Annotated in this window: 21 protein-coding genes; all 21 read right to left on the reverse strand. The window is 34.3% G+C overall.

The genetic code is table 11. The features are described 5' to 3' along the window. Positions 1 to 48: 48 nt before the first annotated feature. Positions 49 to 549, reverse strand: coding sequence for a chemotaxis protein CheD (locus CEF14_RS09595; RefSeq protein ID WP_102692642.1), 501 nt, complete (start codon positions 547 to 549; stop codon positions 49 to 51). Between the two features lies 1 nt (position 550). Next, positions 551 to 1183 carry a chemotaxis protein CheC gene (locus CEF14_RS09600; protein WP_102692643.1) on the reverse strand — a complete coding sequence of 211 codons (633 nt, stop codon included), beginning with the start codon at positions 1181 to 1183 and terminating at the stop codon, positions 551 to 553. A 16-nt stretch (positions 1184 to 1199) separates the two neighbouring features. After that, positions 1200 to 1646, reverse strand: coding sequence for a chemotaxis protein CheW (locus CEF14_RS09605; RefSeq protein ID WP_102692644.1), 447 nt, complete (start codon positions 1644 to 1646; stop codon positions 1200 to 1202). 26 nt (positions 1647 to 1672) lie between these two features. Next, positions 1673 to 3727 carry a chemotaxis protein CheA gene (locus tag CEF14_RS09610; RefSeq protein WP_102692645.1) on the reverse strand — a complete coding sequence of 685 codons (2055 nt, stop codon included), beginning with the start codon at positions 3725 to 3727 and terminating at the stop codon, positions 1673 to 1675. Between the two features lie 13 nt (positions 3728 to 3740). After that, positions 3741 to 4829: a protein-glutamate methylesterase/protein-glutamine glutaminase gene (locus tag CEF14_RS09615; RefSeq protein ID WP_245890262.1), complete on the reverse strand. Its 1089-nt coding sequence runs from the start codon at positions 4827 to 4829 to the stop codon at positions 3741 to 3743. Positions 4830 to 4880: 51 nt separating this feature from the next. After that, positions 4881 to 5750: a MinD/ParA family protein gene (locus CEF14_RS09620; protein ID WP_102692646.1), complete on the reverse strand. Its 870-nt coding sequence runs from the start codon at positions 5748 to 5750 to the stop codon at positions 4881 to 4883. Then, complete coding sequence (gene flhF, locus CEF14_RS09625; RefSeq protein ID WP_102692647.1) at positions 5747 to 6868, reverse strand: flagellar biosynthesis protein FlhF; 1122 nt, start codon at positions 6866 to 6868, stop codon at positions 5747 to 5749. The genes CEF14_RS09620 and flhF overlap by 4 nt, the downstream gene beginning before the upstream one ends. Continuing rightward, positions 6865 to 8898 carry a flagellar biosynthesis protein FlhA gene (flhA, locus tag CEF14_RS09630; protein ID WP_102692648.1) on the reverse strand — a complete coding sequence of 678 codons (2034 nt, stop codon included), beginning with the start codon at positions 8896 to 8898 and terminating at the stop codon, positions 6865 to 6867. The genes flhF and flhA overlap by 4 nt, the downstream gene beginning before the upstream one ends. Before the next feature lie 23 nt (positions 8899 to 8921). After that, positions 8922 to 10007: a flagellar biosynthesis protein FlhB gene (gene flhB / locus CEF14_RS09635; RefSeq protein WP_102692649.1), complete on the reverse strand. Its 1086-nt coding sequence runs from the start codon at positions 10005 to 10007 to the stop codon at positions 8922 to 8924. A gap of 1 nt (position 10008) precedes the next feature. Next, positions 10009 to 10785 (reverse strand): flagellar biosynthetic protein FliR, encoded by a 777-nt coding sequence (gene fliR / locus CEF14_RS09640; RefSeq protein WP_102692650.1) that lies wholly within the window; start codon positions 10783 to 10785, stop codon positions 10009 to 10011. Positions 10786 to 10789: 4 nt separating this feature from the next. Beyond that, positions 10790 to 11059, reverse strand: coding sequence for a flagellar biosynthesis protein FliQ (fliQ, locus tag CEF14_RS09645; protein ID WP_102692651.1), 270 nt, complete (start codon positions 11057 to 11059; stop codon positions 10790 to 10792). A 13-nt stretch (positions 11060 to 11072) separates the two neighbouring features. Further along, positions 11073 to 11741 carry a flagellar type III secretion system pore protein FliP gene (fliP, locus tag CEF14_RS09650; protein WP_102692652.1) on the reverse strand — a complete coding sequence of 223 codons (669 nt, stop codon included), beginning with the start codon at positions 11739 to 11741 and terminating at the stop codon, positions 11073 to 11075. Next, positions 11738 to 12343, reverse strand: coding sequence for a flagellar biosynthetic protein FliO (locus tag CEF14_RS09655; RefSeq protein ID WP_211284592.1), 606 nt, complete (start codon positions 12341 to 12343; stop codon positions 11738 to 11740). Before CEF14_RS09655 ends, fliP begins: the two co-directional genes overlap by 4 nt. A gap of 71 nt (positions 12344 to 12414) precedes the next feature. Next, positions 12415 to 12777: a response regulator gene (locus CEF14_RS09660; protein ID WP_102692654.1), complete on the reverse strand. Its 363-nt coding sequence runs from the start codon at positions 12775 to 12777 to the stop codon at positions 12415 to 12417. 21 nt (positions 12778 to 12798) lie between these two features. Beyond that, positions 12799 to 13992 (reverse strand): flagellar motor switch phosphatase FliY, encoded by a 1194-nt coding sequence (gene fliY, locus CEF14_RS09665; protein ID WP_102692655.1) that lies wholly within the window; start codon positions 13990 to 13992, stop codon positions 12799 to 12801. Continuing rightward, positions 13985 to 14980: a flagellar motor switch protein FliM gene (fliM, locus tag CEF14_RS09670; RefSeq protein WP_102692656.1), complete on the reverse strand. Its 996-nt coding sequence runs from the start codon at positions 14978 to 14980 to the stop codon at positions 13985 to 13987. Before fliM ends, fliY begins: the two co-directional genes overlap by 8 nt. A 32-nt stretch (positions 14981 to 15012) precedes the next feature. Further along, entirely contained in the window at positions 15013 to 15444 is a 432-nt protein-coding gene (gene fliL, locus CEF14_RS09675; RefSeq protein WP_102692657.1) for a flagellar basal body-associated protein FliL, read from the reverse strand. Continuing rightward, positions 15431 to 15655 carry a flagellar FlbD family protein gene (locus CEF14_RS09680; RefSeq protein WP_102692658.1) on the reverse strand — a complete coding sequence of 75 codons (225 nt, stop codon included), beginning with the start codon at positions 15653 to 15655 and terminating at the stop codon, positions 15431 to 15433. The genes fliL and CEF14_RS09680 overlap by 14 nt, the downstream gene beginning before the upstream one ends. A gap of 70 nt (positions 15656 to 15725) precedes the next feature. Further along, a complete protein-coding gene (gene flgG / locus CEF14_RS09685) occupies positions 15726 to 16508 on the reverse strand; it encodes a flagellar basal body rod protein FlgG (RefSeq protein WP_102692659.1) in 783 nt (260 codons plus the stop codon). An 81-nt stretch (positions 16509 to 16589) separates the two neighbouring features. After that, entirely contained in the window at positions 16590 to 16970 is a 381-nt protein-coding gene (locus CEF14_RS09690) for a TIGR02530 family flagellar biosynthesis protein (protein WP_102692660.1), read from the reverse strand. 14 nt (positions 16971 to 16984) lie between these two features. Beyond that, positions 16985 to 17152 carry a hypothetical protein gene (locus tag CEF14_RS19435; RefSeq protein WP_322788385.1) on the reverse strand — a complete coding sequence of 56 codons (168 nt, stop codon included), beginning with the start codon at positions 17150 to 17152 and terminating at the stop codon, positions 16985 to 16987. Between the last annotated feature and the right edge of the window lie 19 nt (positions 17153 to 17171).

Consider the following 17171-nt stretch of genomic DNA (forward strand, 5'->3'; position numbering starts at 1 on the left):
TAAACGCTATTAAAGCTGCCCAACAATTGGATAAAAATGAGCCTACCATTATATTTCTTTCACTCCTTGATTGACAGTACGGATATGTAAAACAGAAGTTAACGTATCAAATTCAATCGTTCGCCCACTACTTCCACCAGTATCTTCTGAAACGATTGGAATCGATAACTTCTTTAATTGCTCTTTTACCGCTTCTACATTTCTAGGGCCAATTCGCATCGAATCACGATTGGATGTGAATTGGAACATTTGAGCCCCACCTGCAATCTTTGCTTTTAATTTGAAAGAATGAACGCCTTCTTTTTTCAACTGCTCTACCATAGCTGGTATTCCAGTATCAGCAAACTTTGCTACATTAATAGAATTACCGCGCCCCAACTTTGAGTCTGGTAACATAATATGAACTAGACCTGCAATTTCTTTCGTTTCATCGTAAAGTACTACACCTACACATGATCCTAAACCTGATGTTCTTATGGTATCTGGTGATTTTGCAATATCCATTTGAGCAATACCAACTTTAACAACCGTGCTTGTATTCATTATCATTTTACGAAACCCCTAAAGATCTAAAAATAGTCTCAAAAGAGTCTGGATCCGGCAATAAAAAGAAATGTCCACGAACTGTTTCTGAATCACCCATATGTTCTTCAAAAATAGTTGTATCAATAACAATTACATGGTCACTGATTTGTGATACTTCAACAAGGCCAAAGCTAATAATTGCACCAAACATATCAACAGTTAGAGCAGGTGGAGTAGGATAAATTTTCAAGCCCGTAAAATCAGATAATGCAGATAAATAGGAACCCGATAGTATATTTCCAAGTTCTTGCATCGCAGATTGTCCTAGTTCTGATACTGGTGGGTTTCTAAAATCAAACGATTCATCATGAATTAATTTTTGGATAAAATGATTTGCTTGTTCTACTGGAAGGATAAAAAACATACCACCCTCCGCATCTCCCTCGATTCGCAGATAAATGCCGGTTACAACACTTTCAGCACCACCAACAAATTCCATCATCTCGTTAAAAGAGACCATTTCAACTTTTGGAACTCTCATATCAATCTTAGTACTCAATAAATCTGAAAGGGCTGTAGCAGCGTGAGCAGCCCCTATATTTCCAATTTCTTTTAAGACATCTAAATGTAAAGACGTAATTTTATTGTAAATTGTCATTAGATTTTACCTTCCCTTATTTTAAGGTATCCAGTACTTTCTCTAAATTCAATAATATTAATAATCTTCTATCTACTTTTGCAACACCAGAGATAAATTCTTCTTCATAAGACCCTACAACTTCAGGTTGTGGTTCGATTGCTACTTTTGGAATGTCCATTACATCATTAGCAGCATCAACGATAAATCCTACTTCCATTTCATCTAATGAAATAATAATGATACGTGTATTCTCATTTTCAACTGATGATTTCACGTTAAAACGATCCCGAAGATCAATGATTGGTGTTACTACACCTCGAAGGTTAATGACACCTTTAACATATTTAGGAGTTTTCGGTACACGTGTAATATGCATTGTCTTTTCAATTCCTTGAACTTGATTCACAGGAATCGCATACTCTTTATCGCCTAATTGAAATACAATTACCTTAACACTTTCTATATCAAGTGAATTTGCCATTATGGACACCTCTTTCTATAAGTACGTTATTTTATAAGTGAATTACAGTCGATAATTAATGCTACTTTACCATTTCCAAGAATTGTAGCTCCAGAAATTGCAAATACATTTGTCAAGTAGTTTCCAAGTGATTTTAAGACGATCTCTTGTTGTCCTATAAATGAATCTACTACTAATCCCGCCATCTTTTCACCTTTACGTACAAGAACTACTGAATGGAATTCTTCTTCTGTTGTTTCATTACGAGGTACCTCAAAGATTTCCTCTAAGAATACAAGTGGAACAACTTTCCCACGGAAATCGATTACTTTTTGATTATGTGCGTTCATAATGTCAGATTTACGAATTATAGATGTTTCTATAATTGATGATAGTGGAATTGCATATATTTCTTTTTCAATTTCTACTAACATTACAGAGATTATTGATAATGTTAAAGGCAATTGAACAGAGAATAATGAACCTCTTCCTTCTGTAGAATCAATCGTGATATTACCACCAAGAGATTCAATAGTAGATTTAACTACATCTAAACCTACACCGCGTCCAGAAATATCTGAAATTACATCTGCTGTTGAGAAACCAGATGCTAAAATTAATTCATTTACTTGGTTATCTGTTAAGGATTCCGCAGATTCTGCCGATACAATTCCTCTAGAAATAGCCTTTTCTAATACTTTTTCACGATTAATTCCAGCACCATCATCTTCTAGTTCAATAAATACATGATTGCCACTATGATAAGCGCGCAGTACCACTTTTCCTTCTTCAGGTTTACCCGCTGCTTTACGTATTTCTGGGTTCTCAATACCATGATCTAATGCATTTCTAATAAGATGTACAAGAGGATCTCCTAATTCATCAATTACTGTACGGTCTAATTCAGTTTCAGCACCAATAATTTCTAGGTGAACTTTCTTGTGTAAATCTCTAGTTAATTGACGAACCATCTTAGGGAAACGATTAAATACGGTTTCTACAGGAACCATTCGCATTGTTAAAATTATATTTTGTAAATCACCTGAAATGCGAGACATTCTTTCTACAGTTTCATTTAACTCACTATGATTCAATTCAGATGCTATTGATTGTAAACGCCCACGGTCAATGACAAGTTCTTCAAATAGATTCATTAAAATATCTAAGCGTTCAATATTAACTCGAATCGTCTTACTGCTTGTATGTGAAGGTTTCTTTTCAGATGCTTTGTTAGCATTTGTTTTCGGTGCTACTGATTTTGTAGTAGTATTTTGAACAACTGGTTGCGGGCTAACTTCTTCAACTACTGTTACAGCAACTTCTTGTTTAGCAAGTTTTTGATAATCAATATTTGTAACTGTTACATTTTCTACTTCAGATACTTTTAATAATTTCTTTTGTACATCGCTCGCTGAATCTTTTGTTACCAAGGCTACATAGAAATCATTATCAAATTCTTCTTCTTCTAGTTTTTCAACAGTTGGTGAGGATTTTATAACATCCCCTAACTTTTCTAAAATATCAAATACCATAAATACTCTTGCTGCTTTTAATAAGCAATCTTCACGTAGGTGAACAGCAATTTCAAATGTATTAAAATCCTGTTCATGCGATTGTTGAATAACAGTTAACTCAAATTCATCATAGTGCAAAGCTTCATCACTAGATTTATGTTCATTCACGGATAATTCTTCAGTAGATTGGTCCACTCCATTGAATGGCTCACCATTTTCAATATGCTTTAGTTTAGCAACAGTTGCTGTTACATCATGCTTACCATCGCCACCATTCGCAATATCATCAATCATTGCTTCTAAATGATCTACCGATTCAAACACGACATCCAAAATCTCTGGAGTTACAGTAATTTTCTCATTACGAATAGCATCCAGTACATTCTCCATTTTATGTGTTAGATCAGCCAAATCCTCAAAACCCATTGTAGCTGACATACCCTTTAATGTATGAGCATTACGGAAAATTTCATTGACTATTGCTAAATCATGTGGACTTTGTTCTAATGCTAATAAGTTTTCATTACAAGATTGAAGATGCTCTTTACTTTCATCTATAAAAACCTCTAAATATTGGTTTGTATCCATTAAAAGACCCCCTTTAAGGCAAATATTTCATAATAATATTTGATATATCATCAACATCTGCAACTTCGTCTACTAAACCTGTTGCATAAGCAGATTTTGGCATACCATAAACAACACATGTATTTGCAGATTCAGTAATAGCTATAACATTTCCTTTGCTTTTTAATGCTTGCAAGCCCTTTGTACCATCTGAACCCATGCCTGTCATAATAACAGCAATTTTATCAAAGTCATTATAATTGCTATTATTTTCAAACATAACATCTACAGAAGGTCTATGCCCTCCACGCGGTGGTTCTGATTGATCTAATTCTATACAATAGGACATACCAATCTTTCGAATATGTAGATGAAAACCTCCTGGCGCTATATAAGCAACACCTGCTTGCAAAATATCTCCTTGTTCAGCTTCTTTAACAGTAATTTTGGACAGTTGATTTAATCGATGAGCCAATGATTTTGTAAAACCTTCAGGCATATGCTGTACAATAAGTATCGGAGCTGAAATAGTTTGCGGTAAACGCGTAATCACTTCTTGCAACGCCCTAGGGCCACCAGTTGATGTACCGATAAGTACCATTTTCTTTGAATGCTTACTCCATTTTACAGGAGACTTGGTATGATTCTCGTTCGTACATTCATTTTCCAAATTCATAGTAGAGTGAGGTAAAATGGTTACTTTTTCTTTAGGAATAGTTGTCTTTTTTTTCTCTAGCGGTTCTGCATGTCGTAATTTAGAAATATGAACAGTAGCCGCATTTTCTACAATTCGGATTACTTCTGATTGAATTTTGTATAGGTCTAATGAAATTGGTCCACTTGGTTTTGCGATAAAATCGACAGCACCATTAGCCATTGCTTCTAATGTTATCTTTGCTCCATTTTTAGTTGTGCTTGATAACATAACAATTGGCACAGGACATTCTTTCATTATTACTTTAAGAGCTTCTAGTCCATTCATCTCGGGCATTTCTACATCCATCGTTACAACGTCTGGCTTAAGCATTTGAATTTTTCTTATTGCATCTTTACCATTACGAGCTGTCCCGATCACTTTAATATATGGATGCTCCACAAAGAAATCTGAAATCATTTTTCTCATAAATGCTGAGTCATCAACTATTAATAATTTTTTGGGCTGGGTAATAGACAACTAATCACTTCCTTTCGAAAAAATACTTTTTAATTTAGAAATAAACTTATTTGATTGATCTGGAACTATTACTTCATTCATATTTCCTTCTATAAATCTATTCGTTATTTCTCTCAATGTCTTCGTAATTGGAGCATTAGGATAAAGTATTGAAAAAGGTACTTGTCTTTTTACTGCTTGTCGAACAAGTTTATCTTCAGGTAGTACACCCAATAGCATTACTTCCTTTGCTAAGAAACGAAACATTGTTTGTTTTAGTCTATTTAATGTATCGGTACCTTCTTCATTACTTAAAACTCTATTACAAAGTAAATAGAAATTTTTCTCACGATCTTTGTAATGAATATATTTCATCATTGAATAGGCATCCATAATAGAAGTAGGTTCTGTTGTTGAAACAACAATAATATCGTCTACAGCAACTAATAAATCAAGTGACCAATTTGTTGCCCCTGCTCCCATGTCAAATAATATATAATCATAGGTTCTTTGCAGATTCTCAAAAGCAGTCAATAAACGCTCAAACATAAGATCTGACCATTCCAACAAGCCTGAAAGTCCTGTACCACCTGATATATATTGCAAGTTATTAGGTCCCTCTAAAATTACATCCTCTAATGAAACATCACCTTGCAAATAATCCTTTAAACTATTTCTAGAACTTTTACCTAATAGAATGTGGATATTCCCCATTCCAATATCCATATCTACGATTATCACTTTTTTGCCTTTTTCAGCTAAAGTACTAGAAAAATTGGTTATAAAATTACTTTTTCCGACTCCACCTTTACCACTAACCACAGCAATTGATTGTCCAACGCGCATACTTTGTTGCATTTTCAATCGTAATAATTCAGCTTGATCTCTCATCTTTTATCACCTTGAAAGAGCAATTCTATAACATTAGTTACAGATGCTTCTTCAATATCTTCTGGTACTTCTTGACCATTAGTATAGTAAGCAAGTCCCTTCTTATATTTAACCATTAAATTGATCATTGAGCCAATGGTATTTGTTTCATCAGTCTTTGTAAATATTAATTTTTTCACAGGAAATGCTAAAAATTGTTCAATAATTGTTGCCATATCGCATTCTTTTGCTGTCATAGATAAAACTAAAAAATTTTCAACATTTTTTTCAACATCAATTAATTGTTGAAGATCTTTAATATATTTTGCTTCTTTATAATTTCGTCCAGCGGTATCGATAAAAACTAAGTCTAACTGGTCAAATTTAATTAGAGCTTTTTCATAATCTTCTCTACTATAAACAATTTCCACCTGTGCTTGTAAAAGATTTGCATATGTTTTAAGTTGTTCAATTGCTGCAATCCTGTATGTATCTGTTGTGATAAAACCTATTTTCTTTTTATCTTGTAATACTGCTCTAGCAGCCATCTTTGCAATTGTTGTCGTTTTCCCAACACCAGTTGGTCCTAAAACATTAATATATTTTTTATGATATGAAATACCACCAAAAGGGAAATCCTTCAGTAATTCTATGAAATGTTTTTTTGCAATCAATTCAAGTTCTTTTTGTGATAAATCATTTTTGCTATTTTTTATAACCGCAAAGAGCTCATCACCTATTTGCGTGATGAGCTCAGAACTAATCTCTTGCTGCTCTAATCTTTCAATAATAGCTGATAGTATATCCGGATATTGAACGCTAACAGATTGACGTTGCATCGATTGCATCATTATTTTTAAATCTGCAAGTTCTTTTTTGATCTCTTCTGTTTGTTCTTCAGTAGGCTCTGATTCAATAAACATTGGTTGTTGTATCATTTTAGAAGGAATAATTGTTTTTTTAGGTTCTATACGTTCAACTCCTGCTACTACTTCAAAGCTTTTCTTTTTGAACATACCTAAAAAACCTTTTGAATATACAACTCTAGAATTTGCTATTATTGCATCATCACCTAAATCAGCTTGTACTTTTTTCATCGCTGCAGTCATTGATGAAGCTATATATTTTTTCATTTTCATTCTACATTCACCACCCCAACACTTTGAATCTCAATTGATGATTCTAATTCATTATATGAAAGAATCGGAATTTGTGGGAAGTATCTTTCTGTTAATTGTCGTAAATACATACGTACTGCTGGAGAACATAATATGACAGGTGATTGTTCAAATATTGCAATACGTTCAACTTCTTTTGCAATTGATTCTAATATTGTTTGCGAATCTGTTGGATCCATTGCTAAATAGTTGCCATGATCTGTTTGTTGAATACTATCTGCAAGTATTTTTTCGACTTTTGCTGAAACAGTCAAAACTTTTAGCTCTGTTTGTCCACCGGCATATTGTGCCGTGATTTGACGTGCTAACGATTGTCGAACGTATTCATTTAAAACATCAACATCTGAAGTTAGTTTTGAATAATCTGCTAATGTTTCAAAAATAACAGGCAAATTACGTACTGATACATTTTCTGCTAACAATTTTGCTAATACTTTTTGAATTTCACCAATCGATAGTGGTGTAGGTGTTAACTCATCTACTAAGATTGGAGCAGTTTCTCTTAAATGATCGATTAATTGTTTTGTTTCTTGACGTCCTAATAATTCAGAAGCATTTGCTCTAATAATTTCAGTAAGGTGAGTTGAAACAACACTCGGTGGATCAACAACTGTATATCCTAACATTTCGGCTTCTTCTTTTACCTGTTCGGTAATCCATTTTGCTGGTAAGCCGAAGGAGGGTTCAACTGTATCAATCCCTTCAATTGAATCATCATCCCCTGGACTCATTGCTAAATAGTGGTCTAACAATAATTCACCACGAGCCAACTCATTTCCCTTTATCTTTATTCGATATTCATTTGGTTGAAGTTGAATGTTATCACGAATACGTACAACCGGTATCACAATTCCTAATTCTAGAGCTAATTGACGACGAATCATAACCACTCGGTCAAGTAAATCTCCTCCTTGTGACGCATCAACTAATGGTATTAAACCATAACCAAATTCAAATTCAATTGGATCCACATTTAGTAAATTAACAACATTTTCCGGACTTTTCATATTATCTGTCGTTTCAACTTCTTCTATTTGCTCAAGTTCTTCTATGTCTTCTTTCTTAGAATGACTCAACCTATATGCAACAATTGCTAATATTGCTGCAATGGGAAGTGTATAAATAAATTTAATGGGTGTAACAAGTCCAAGAATAAAAATGGTTCCTGCTGCTATGTAAATTAGTGTCGGATTCTTTAAAAGCTGCCCTGTTATATCTTTACTCAAATTACCATCAGATGCAGCACGTGTTACAACAATACCTGTAGCTGTAGAGATCAGTAATGCTGGTATTTGTGATACAAGCCCATCACCAACAGTTAGCGTGGTAAATAAATGTACAGCGTCTGAAAATCCCATATCCATTTGAACAATCCCGATGATTAAACCTACGATTAAGTTGATTAATACAATAATAATCGCAGCAATCGCATCACCTTTTACGAATTTCGTAGCACCATCCATTGAGCCATAAAAATCCGCTTCATTACTTACTTTATCGCGACGCCCTCTTGCTTCTGATTCAGATATTAATCCAGCATTTAAATCAGCATCTATTGCCATTTGTTTACCTGGCATAGCATCTAATGTGAAACGTGCAGCTACTTCTGATACACGTTCAGCCCCTTTAGTGATTACGATAAATTGGATAATAACTAAAATCACAAATACAACTAAACCAACTAGGACATTCCCCCCTACTACGAAGGTACCGAAAGTTTCAACGACATTTCCTGCATCTCCACCTGTTAATATTGCTCGAGTAGTTGAAACATTTAAGCCTAATCGGAACAAAGTTAATAATAATAAAAGGGATGGGAAAATCGAAAATTCTAATGCTTCTTTCATATTCATAGCTGTTAGCAATACAAGTAATGCTAGCGTAATATTAATGATAATTAAAAAGCTTAACAACCATGGTGGTAAAGGGATAATGAGCATTGCTACAATCATTATTACTGCAGCTAATACCCCAATGTCACTAAATTTCATGTTTGTCCCTCCCGTTAAAAACTCTATATTTTACGTTTAATACGATATACATACGCTAATACCTCAGCTACAGCTTTGAAAAATTCATCTGGAATATGTTGTCCAATTTCAACCTGATCGTACATCGCACGAGCTAGTGGTCGATTTTCCACCATCACCACATCATTTTCTTTTGCAATTAATTTTATTTTCTGTGCGATGAAATCTGTGCCCTTTGCAACTACTTTAGGCGCATCCATTGTCTCTTCATCGTACTTTAATGCAATTGCGTAGTGAGTTGGGTTTGTGATAACTACGTCTGCCTGTGGTACCTCTTGCATCATACGACGCATAGCCATTTCACGTTGACGTTGTTTTATTTTAGATTTAATGAGGGGATCCCCCTCAGAATTTTTATATTCATCTTTAATATCCTGCTTGGACATTTTCAGGTTTTTTTCATAGTCAAATTTTTGATAGAAATAATCAAGTACTGCAATAAACAACAACACAATAGATGCTGCAATCCCCATTAAAACGGTTAGCTTAGAAATAGTGACCAAAGTAGCCCATGGAGATTTAAAAGATAAACTTAATACATCATCAATATTCATCCATAAAATAGCTGTTGTAACTGCACCAATCAAAGAGATTTTCAATACAGATTTTAGCAATTCAATAATCGATCTGAGTGAAAAAATCCTCTTCATTCCTTTAATAGGATCTAATTTGGTTAAATCGAATTTTAAGGGTTCCGTTGTGAATAATAAACCGAATTGGAGAAAGTTTCCTAAAACACCTGCAACAACAGCAACTATCATTATTGGCAATAAAACTATTGCCGCTTCAGATAATACTTCTTTATAGACTTTTATCACAAGCTTAATAGACAATGAATCAACTAACATATATTTTGAGAAAGTTTGTTTAAAAAAAGACATGACACCTTCTCTGGCGGAAGTTGCTACTACGATTAGAGCTAAAAAGACTGATAACATGACGATTGCACTTGTTATATCTTGACTTTTTAATACTTGACCTTTTTTACGAGAATCTTGACGTTTCTTAGGTGTTGCTTTTTCTGTTTTTTCACCAGCAAAGAATTGCAAGTCTAATTGAAGCAACAACATACTATCCACCACCTATTAGAACCATGAAGTCCCGCATACTAATTATCATAAAATTAAATAGTTTTTGCATAACAACAACCATAACACCCATCATAACGATTAATACAATAAAACTAACACCAATTTTAACTGGAAATCCTACAACAAATATATTTAATTGCGGTACAGTACGAGCTGTAATACCAAGTGCAATATCTACTAAGAACAATGTTGCGACAATTGGTACGGACATTTGAAATGCAACACCAAAAAGTGAACCAAAAGTTTTTAAAATAAACTGTGGTAAATCACTTGATCCAAATGCCGGCCACACACTATCCATTGGAATATATTTATAGCTATAAAATATCCCATCTAAAATTAAATGGTGTCCATTTGTCCCAAGTAATACAAAAAGAGCTATTGTGTTAAAAAATTGACCTAATAAAGGACTTTGAGCACCAGTTTGTGGATCGATGACATTTGCAATAGCAAACCCCATCTGAAAATCAATAAAACCACCTGCTATTTGTATAGCAGACATGATCATATAAGCTATAAGACCTATTGATAGTCCAACAACAGCCTCTTTTATTATTAATAATATGTATTCGCCATTAACATCAAATGGTTTTACATTCATCGTATAATACATCATCCATGACAATACAACAGCAAGTGTAATTCTTACTTTAGCTGGAATCGTTTTATAGGAGAAAAAAGGTACAGTCATAAAAAACGCTGAAATTCGTACAAGTATTAGAAGAAAGATGGTTGTGTTCGGAACTAATTCTTCCATATTATCACCCTATAAAACGACCTAAATTTTCAAATATATCTTTTGTATATGAAGTGATTTGAGTAAGCATCCAGGGACCAAAAAATATAATAGCAACGAGTACTGCTATAATTTTTGGAACAAAGGCAAGTGTTTGCTCTTGGATTTGTGTTGTTGCTTGAAAAATACTAACTAAAAGTCCTGTTACTAATGCAACAAGTAGCAATGGACCTGATGCAAGTAATATTACTTTAATCGCATCTTCTGCAACTTTAATGACTACTTCAGCTGTCATAACTATTCATCCCCTAAAAGCTTTCTAATAGTGATTTCACTACAAGATACCAACCATCTACTAGTACAAACAATAGAATTTTAAATGGTAGTGATATCATTACTGGTGGTAGCATCATCATCCCCATCGACATGAGAACGCTTGCCACAATCATGTCTATTACCAAGAACGGAATGAATATCATAAAGCCCATTTGAAAAGCTGTTTTTAACTCACTAATGGCAAAAGCAGGAACCATTGTTGTAAGTGGAATAGCTTCAATTGTCTTAGGACGTTCTTTTGCACCAGAATACTTTAGAAATAAATCTAAGTCCTTTTGTCTTGTATTCTTACTCATGAACTCTTTGAATGGCTTACTAGCCTTTGAATAGGCTTCATCCAATGAAATTTTCTCATCAAAAAGCGGCTGTAAGGCATTTTTGTTTACATCTTGAAATGTCGGAGCCATGATGAAAAAAGTTAAAAACAGGGCTAAACCTACAAGAACTTGGTTTGGCGGCATTTGTTGTGTTGCCAATGCTGTTCGAACAAAGGATAGTACAATAACAATTCTTGTAAAACAAGTCATTAGTATCAAAATACTTGGTGCTAAAGATAATACTGTAAGCAATAACATCAATTTAACAGTTGATGATACATTAGTTGGATCGCTATTGGAGAAGTAATTGACAAATTCACTCATTTATTTTCCCTCTCCTTCTGCTTCCATTCTTCTAAATCTTTGTTGCGATTTTGTTGTATTTCTGACAATTGCTTTTGAAACGCGTCTTTAAAATTGTCTTGCGATGAGTCTTCTACTTTTTCCGAAGAACGACTTTTTAACTTTGAAAAAACTTCTGAAATATATGGAACTTGTGCTGAAAGTTCTTGTTTTTCATTGTATATACTTAACAAATTCTCTTTTTCTATTTTATCTGTTACTTCTTTCAAGATATGTACATTATCACCTACACCAACTAAATAAAGTGAGTCTCCAACTTTTAAAAGTTGAACCGATTTTTGCTGACCAAGAGATATACCGCCAAGATTCTGCATTAACTGGTTTTGTTGATATTGGCTATTGTGGCGATTAATAAATTTTAAAATGCCATAAAGTAAGGCGATTACAAAAATAAGCGATAATATCATTTTAATGTAATCCCACGCAGACAAGCCAACAGCTGTCGATTGGTCCTTACTCTCGACAGCTGATTTTGAATCATCCTTACATGAATCAGGATTTTTCATACACTCATCTACAGAATCATTTGACGCTGCATAAACGATAAATGGTTGTTCAATCACTTGACTTGTTATGACTGAAAAAAGCGATACACACAACAGCAGTTTCAATAATGTTTTATAAAGCATATGACCTAACCTAACGCTTTTTGTATTGCTTCAATTACTCTATCAGCTTGGAATGGTTTTACGATGAAATCTTTTGCACCAGCCTGAATTGCATCAATAACCATTGCTTGTTGCCCCATCGCTGAACACATAATAATAATGGCACCTGGATCTTTTTGCTTAATTTCTTTTAGTGCAGCAATACCATCCATTTCAGGCATTGTAATATCCATTGTAACTAAGTCTGGCTTTAACTCACTATATTTTTCAACAGCTTGCGCACCATCTCCAGCCTCTCCAACAACTTCAAATCCATTTTTTGTTAAAATATCTTTGATCATCATACGCATGAATGCTGCGTCGTCCACAATTAAAATACGTTTAGACATGTTTAACTCCTCCAATAATTACTATCTTAAATTATTTAGTCGATCCGCTTTACTCAAGATATCTGTAATTCGCACACCAAAGTTTTCATCAATGACAACTACTTCTCCTTTAGCAATGAGTCGGCTATTTACCAGAATATCTACCGGTTCACCAGCTAATTTATCCAACTCAATAATAGAACCACTTGCTAATTCTAAAATTTCTTTTACTGAACGTTTTGTACGACCTAATTCAACAGTAACTTGCAATGGTATATCAAGTAGCATATTTAGATTTCTAGCTTCTGACTGTTTTAAATTAGTATTTTCAAAACTTGCAAATTGTGCTTGTTGAACATTTACAGGTTGTTGTGGTGCACGTTGTTGAATTGCATTATTTGATTGTTCAAACACTGGTTGAGCTGATTGTTGCATAGTTGTCACCGGTTCTTGTGGTGCCATCTGCGTTGACGAAACGTCTTGTCCAACTATTGGTTGTACTGGGCTTTCCTGTTGTACTTCTGCTGTAACCGCTACTTCTTCTTGCTCAGGATTCATCAATTGTTGCACTAAAGATTTACTAAATTCTAAAGGTAACAACTGCATAATATTTGAATCGATTAAATTACCAATCTTTAATCGGAATGATACTTTAACAAGCAATTCTTCTGATGGGATGTTTTCTGTTCCTTGATTTTGTGAAAAATTCATCAAATCAATTGTAGGGGGTGAAATATCCACTTTCTTATTAAAGATTGTTGACATAGATGTAGCTGCAGATCCCATCATTTGATTCATAGCTTCTTGCACAGCACTTAAATGGATTTCTCCTAAATCTTCTGCTGGGGCTTCTCCATCTCCACCTAACATTAAGTCGGCTATTATAGCTGCATCAGATTGTTTAATAACAAGTAGATTCATACCCATTAATCCTATTGTATATTCTACTTGGATCGCCACATATGGGTGTGGGAATTCTTCTTCCAATTTATCCCGATTAATCATACTAATCGTTGGAGTAGTGATTTCCACTTTTTGACCTAGCAATGCAGATAAAGCCGTTGCAGAACTTCCAAAAGAAATATTGCCAATTTCTCCAAGTGCATCTTGAGACATAGGATCTAAATAATCTTCTACATTATATTCTGTTTGAGAAGACGTTTCATCATTTTTTTCGATAGATTCGCCTCTTAATAGGGCTTCAATTTCTTCTTGTGATAACATATCATCACTCATCATCGTCTCCTCCTTTCAAAGACTCTATTACTTGAACAGCCATTCTATTTTTTAACTTACCAGGTTGAACGGTAAATTTAGGTATGCCCCCAACCTTTAAGATCAGTGGCTGGCTAATTTTCTGATTTAGTTGAATCACATCACCGTATTGAAGTAATAGGAAATCTTCAATACTAATATCAGAAATACCTAGTTCAGCAACAACTTCCAAATCAGATTGCTTTACTCGTTTTTCGATAATAGCTGTTTGTTCTGGAGAAACCTCTTTTTTATTTGATTGCATCCAGTAACGAACAGATAAGTTTGGCACAATTGGTTCTAAAACAACATGTGGTATACAAATATTAATCATCCCACTTGTTTCACCAATGATTGAGTTGAATGATATCACTACAACTGTTTCATTTGGAGATATCATTTGTAAGAATTGCGGATTTACCTCTAATTCAGTTAATACCGGATCAATATCCGCAATGTTCGCCCACGCTTCTCTCAAATTATCAAAAGAGCGTTCGAATAGGTTTGTCATAATTTTTGTTTCAATTTCTGTAAGATTATCTACATTACTATGACTTGCCCCTGTCCCTCCCATCAAACGATCTAACATGGAATATGCAATATTAGGATTGATTTCCATTAAAATATTACCATCTAAAGGAGGAACTTCAAATACATTGATCAAAGTCATATTAGGTATTGATCGGATAAATTCTTCAAATGGTATTTGGTCGACTGATGCGACAGTAATTTGCACATATGTTCGAAGCTGTGCAGAGAAAAACGTAGTTAGCAAGCGTGCAAAATTTTCATGTATTCTTGTTAGACTTCGAATCTGATCTTTTGAGAATCGGAGGGCACGTTTGAAGTCATAGACTTTTACTTTTTTTGACTCCTCTTCTTTTTTAATGTCATCTGCCGTCATTTCTCCCGTTGATAACGCTGATAAAAGCGCATCAATTTCGGATTGAGATAACACATCTCCTGCCATTTGCCCACCTCCATTTACTATTCAATGAATGATTACTGAATAATGAGAGAAGTAATATATACTTGTTGAACTTCTCCGTCTTGCATTAGTCCATTAATCTTCGTTTTTAACGTATTTTCAAGCAATTCTTTACCTTTTTTTCCTTCCAAGTCTGCTTTTGACATTTCAGATAATTCTCCGATTAAAATACTTTTCACTTGGAAATCACGTTTTTTCAATTCTGCAGCTGCATCTTTACTTGATGTTTGAATTTTAAGTGCAATTTTAGCATAGTTATCATCTGCAATATTAGTTGTTATTTCATCGATATCAACTGATTCTGCAACGATATCATCAATATTTTGAACTGAAGATGCTGATGTTCCCTTATTAAGTTGAGTAATAACAACAACGGCAACAACTCCAATAAGCGTAATTGACACTAAAATAATTAACATAATGGATAGTAGCTTATTCTTCTTCATCCTTTTCACCTCTTACGTGCGGGTTTGATAGGAGTTGCACACTACGATAAAATTCAATAATTTTTTTTTGAACCTCATTCATAGTTTCCAATACAACATATTTTCGCCCGGTCGTTAACGTGATTGTCGTATCAGGAAACTCCTCGACCGATTCTATGTATAGTGCATTTAATGAGAACGGTTTTTTATTTAATTTTGTTAGAGTAATCATAGGATGTAAGGGCCGGGATTAAGAAGCCGGCCCAGCCCCCTTCCTTTTCATAAATTTAAAGACAGATCAATTATCGTTTAAGATTTACTAGTTCTTGTAAGATCTCATCAGAAGTTGTGATAATACGAGAGTTTGCCTGGAAACCACGTTGAGCTACTATCATTTCAGTGAATTCTTCAGATAGGTCAACATTTGACATTTCAAGGAAACCAGATTGAACTGATCCTCGCCCTTCTGAGTTAGGTGCGCCAATGACTGGACCACCTGAGTTATTTGATGGTTTAAAATAGTTACCACCAACTTTTGTTAAACCACCTGGATTCGCAAAACGAGCAAGTTGAATTGTTCCAGCTGTTACTAACGTATTGTTTTGTGTGTAAGAAACTGTACCATCTTGACCAATTGTGATCTCTGTTGCATCTGTTGGTATTGCAGCTTCATTGTCCATTAATACCTTTTTACCATCTGCTGTTACAAGTGTACCGTTGCTATCCAAGTAAAAGTTACCTGCACGTGTAAAGTATTGTTCATTTCCATCTTGAACAACGAAATAACCATCACCTGAAATTGCACAGTCTAAAGTTCGGTTTGTTGTTTGCATGGAACCAGCATCATGTATAGTATCAATTGCTGCAAGTTGTGATCCAAGACCGATTTGCTTAGGATTTGTACCACCAAGGTTTGCTCCTGGAGCTGATGCACCCTGTGTAGTTTGAGAAATTAAATCTTTGAAGATTACGCGACCTTTTTTGAAGCCATAAGTGTTGACGTTTGCAATATTGTTACCAATAACATCTAATTTTGTTTGGAAATTACGAAGACCACTAATTCCAGAATACATAGAACGTAACATAAATTATTTCTTCTCCCTTCAATTTAAAATGTATTACCTCAGTCAATCAGTAATACAAAGGCACCCTCAAAAGGTCCTGCCTTATCCCAACACAATTGTACCGTCAATGTTGGTAAATAATTGATCCTGTGCTTCATGACGATCCATTGCTGTAATAACCGTAGCATTTTTAGCACTCACTATTAGAGCTGCATTGCTTGTTAAAACGAGTGAATCGTTGACACCTTTAGATTTTGCTTCAAATACTTTGTTTGTAATGCGTTCCCATTGATGATCATCAATATGGATATTGCGCTCATGGAGTCTATTAGATGCATGCTTACTCACTTTTAACTGTTTTGTGGTCTGTTCTGCTAATAACTCACTAAATGATTGCTGCTCTAGTTGTTTTACTTGTACTGTTTTTTGTTTAATGCCTGATTGTATAGGATATTGATGCTGAATATATTTAATTGTCGGCATATGTTAACCCTCCATTATTCAGAGATAGAGGATAATTGATCTGCTTGAATTTCTTTATCATTTGATAAAACTAAAACAATGTTACCATCAGCATTCTTTTTAACAGATTTCACAGTAGCACTTGTTTCTTGGTTTTCATCTGTGTATGTAATGTTTTTCCCTATTAACATACTTGCTTCCACTAGCGAATTTGATGCACTT

The organism is Rummeliibacillus pycnus, assembly GCF_002884495.1.
Taxonomy (GTDB): domain Bacteria; phylum Bacillota; class Bacilli; order Bacillales_A; family Planococcaceae; genus Rummeliibacillus; species Rummeliibacillus pycnus.

Excerpts from the sequence above, each read along its gene's own strand:
- CEF14_RS09690 (WP_102692660.1), bottom strand. The coding sequence starts at position 16,970 with ATGCCGACAATTAAATATATTCAGCATCAATATCCTATACAATCAGGC.
- fliM (WP_102692656.1), bottom strand. The coding sequence starts at position 14,980 with ATGGCAGGAGATGTGTTATCTCAATCCGAAATTGATGCGCTTTTATCA.
- fliP (WP_102692652.1), bottom strand. The coding sequence starts at position 11,741 with ATGAGTGAATTTGTCAATTACTTCTCCAATAGCGATCCAACTAATGTA.
- flgG (WP_102692659.1), bottom strand. The coding sequence starts at position 16,508 with ATGTTACGTTCTATGTATTCTGGAATTAGTGGTCTTCGTAATTTCCAA.
- fliY (WP_102692655.1), bottom strand. The coding sequence starts at position 13,992 with ATGAGTGATGATATGTTATCACAAGAAGAAATTGAAGCCCTATTAAGA.
- fliQ (WP_102692651.1), bottom strand. The coding sequence starts at position 11,059 with ATGACAGCTGAAGTAGTCATTAAAGTTGCAGAAGATGCGATTAAAGTA.
- CEF14_RS09605 (WP_102692644.1), bottom strand. The coding sequence starts at position 1,646 with ATGGCAAATTCACTTGATATAGAAAGTGTTAAGGTAATTGTATTTCAA.
- flhF (WP_102692647.1), bottom strand. The coding sequence starts at position 6,868 with ATGAAAATGAAAAAATATATAGCTTCATCAATGACTGCAGCGATGAAA.
- fliR (WP_102692650.1), bottom strand. The coding sequence starts at position 10,785 with ATGGAAGAATTAGTTCCGAACACAACCATCTTTCTTCTAATACTTGTA.
- CEF14_RS09595 (WP_102692642.1), bottom strand. The coding sequence starts at position 549 with ATGATAATGAATACAAGCACGGTTGTTAAAGTTGGTATTGCTCAAATG.
- CEF14_RS09680 (WP_102692658.1), bottom strand. The coding sequence starts at position 15,655 with ATGATTACTCTAACAAAATTAAATAAAAAACCGTTCTCATTAAATGCA.
- fliL (WP_102692657.1), bottom strand. The coding sequence starts at position 15,444 with ATGAAGAAGAATAAGCTACTATCCATTATGTTAATTATTTTAGTGTCA.
- CEF14_RS09615 (WP_245890262.1), bottom strand. The coding sequence starts at position 4,829 with ATGAGAAAAATGATTTCAGATTTCTTTGTGGAGCATCCATATATTAAA.
- flhA (WP_102692648.1), bottom strand. The coding sequence starts at position 8,898 with ATGAAATTTAGTGACATTGGGGTATTAGCTGCAGTAATAATGATTGTA.
- flhB (WP_102692649.1), bottom strand. The coding sequence starts at position 10,007 with ATGTTGTTGCTTCAATTAGACTTGCAATTCTTTGCTGGTGAAAAAACA.
- CEF14_RS09620 (WP_102692646.1), bottom strand. The coding sequence starts at position 5,750 with ATGAGAGATCAAGCTGAATTATTACGATTGAAAATGCAACAAAGTATG.
- CEF14_RS09660 (WP_102692654.1), bottom strand. The coding sequence starts at position 12,777 with ATGTCTAAACGTATTTTAATTGTGGACGACGCAGCATTCATGCGTATG.
- CEF14_RS09610 (WP_102692645.1), bottom strand. The coding sequence starts at position 3,727 with ATGGATACAAACCAATATTTAGAGGTTTTTATAGATGAAAGTAAAGAG.
- CEF14_RS09600 (WP_102692643.1), bottom strand. The coding sequence starts at position 1,183 with ATGACAATTTACAATAAAATTACGTCTTTACATTTAGATGTCTTAAAA.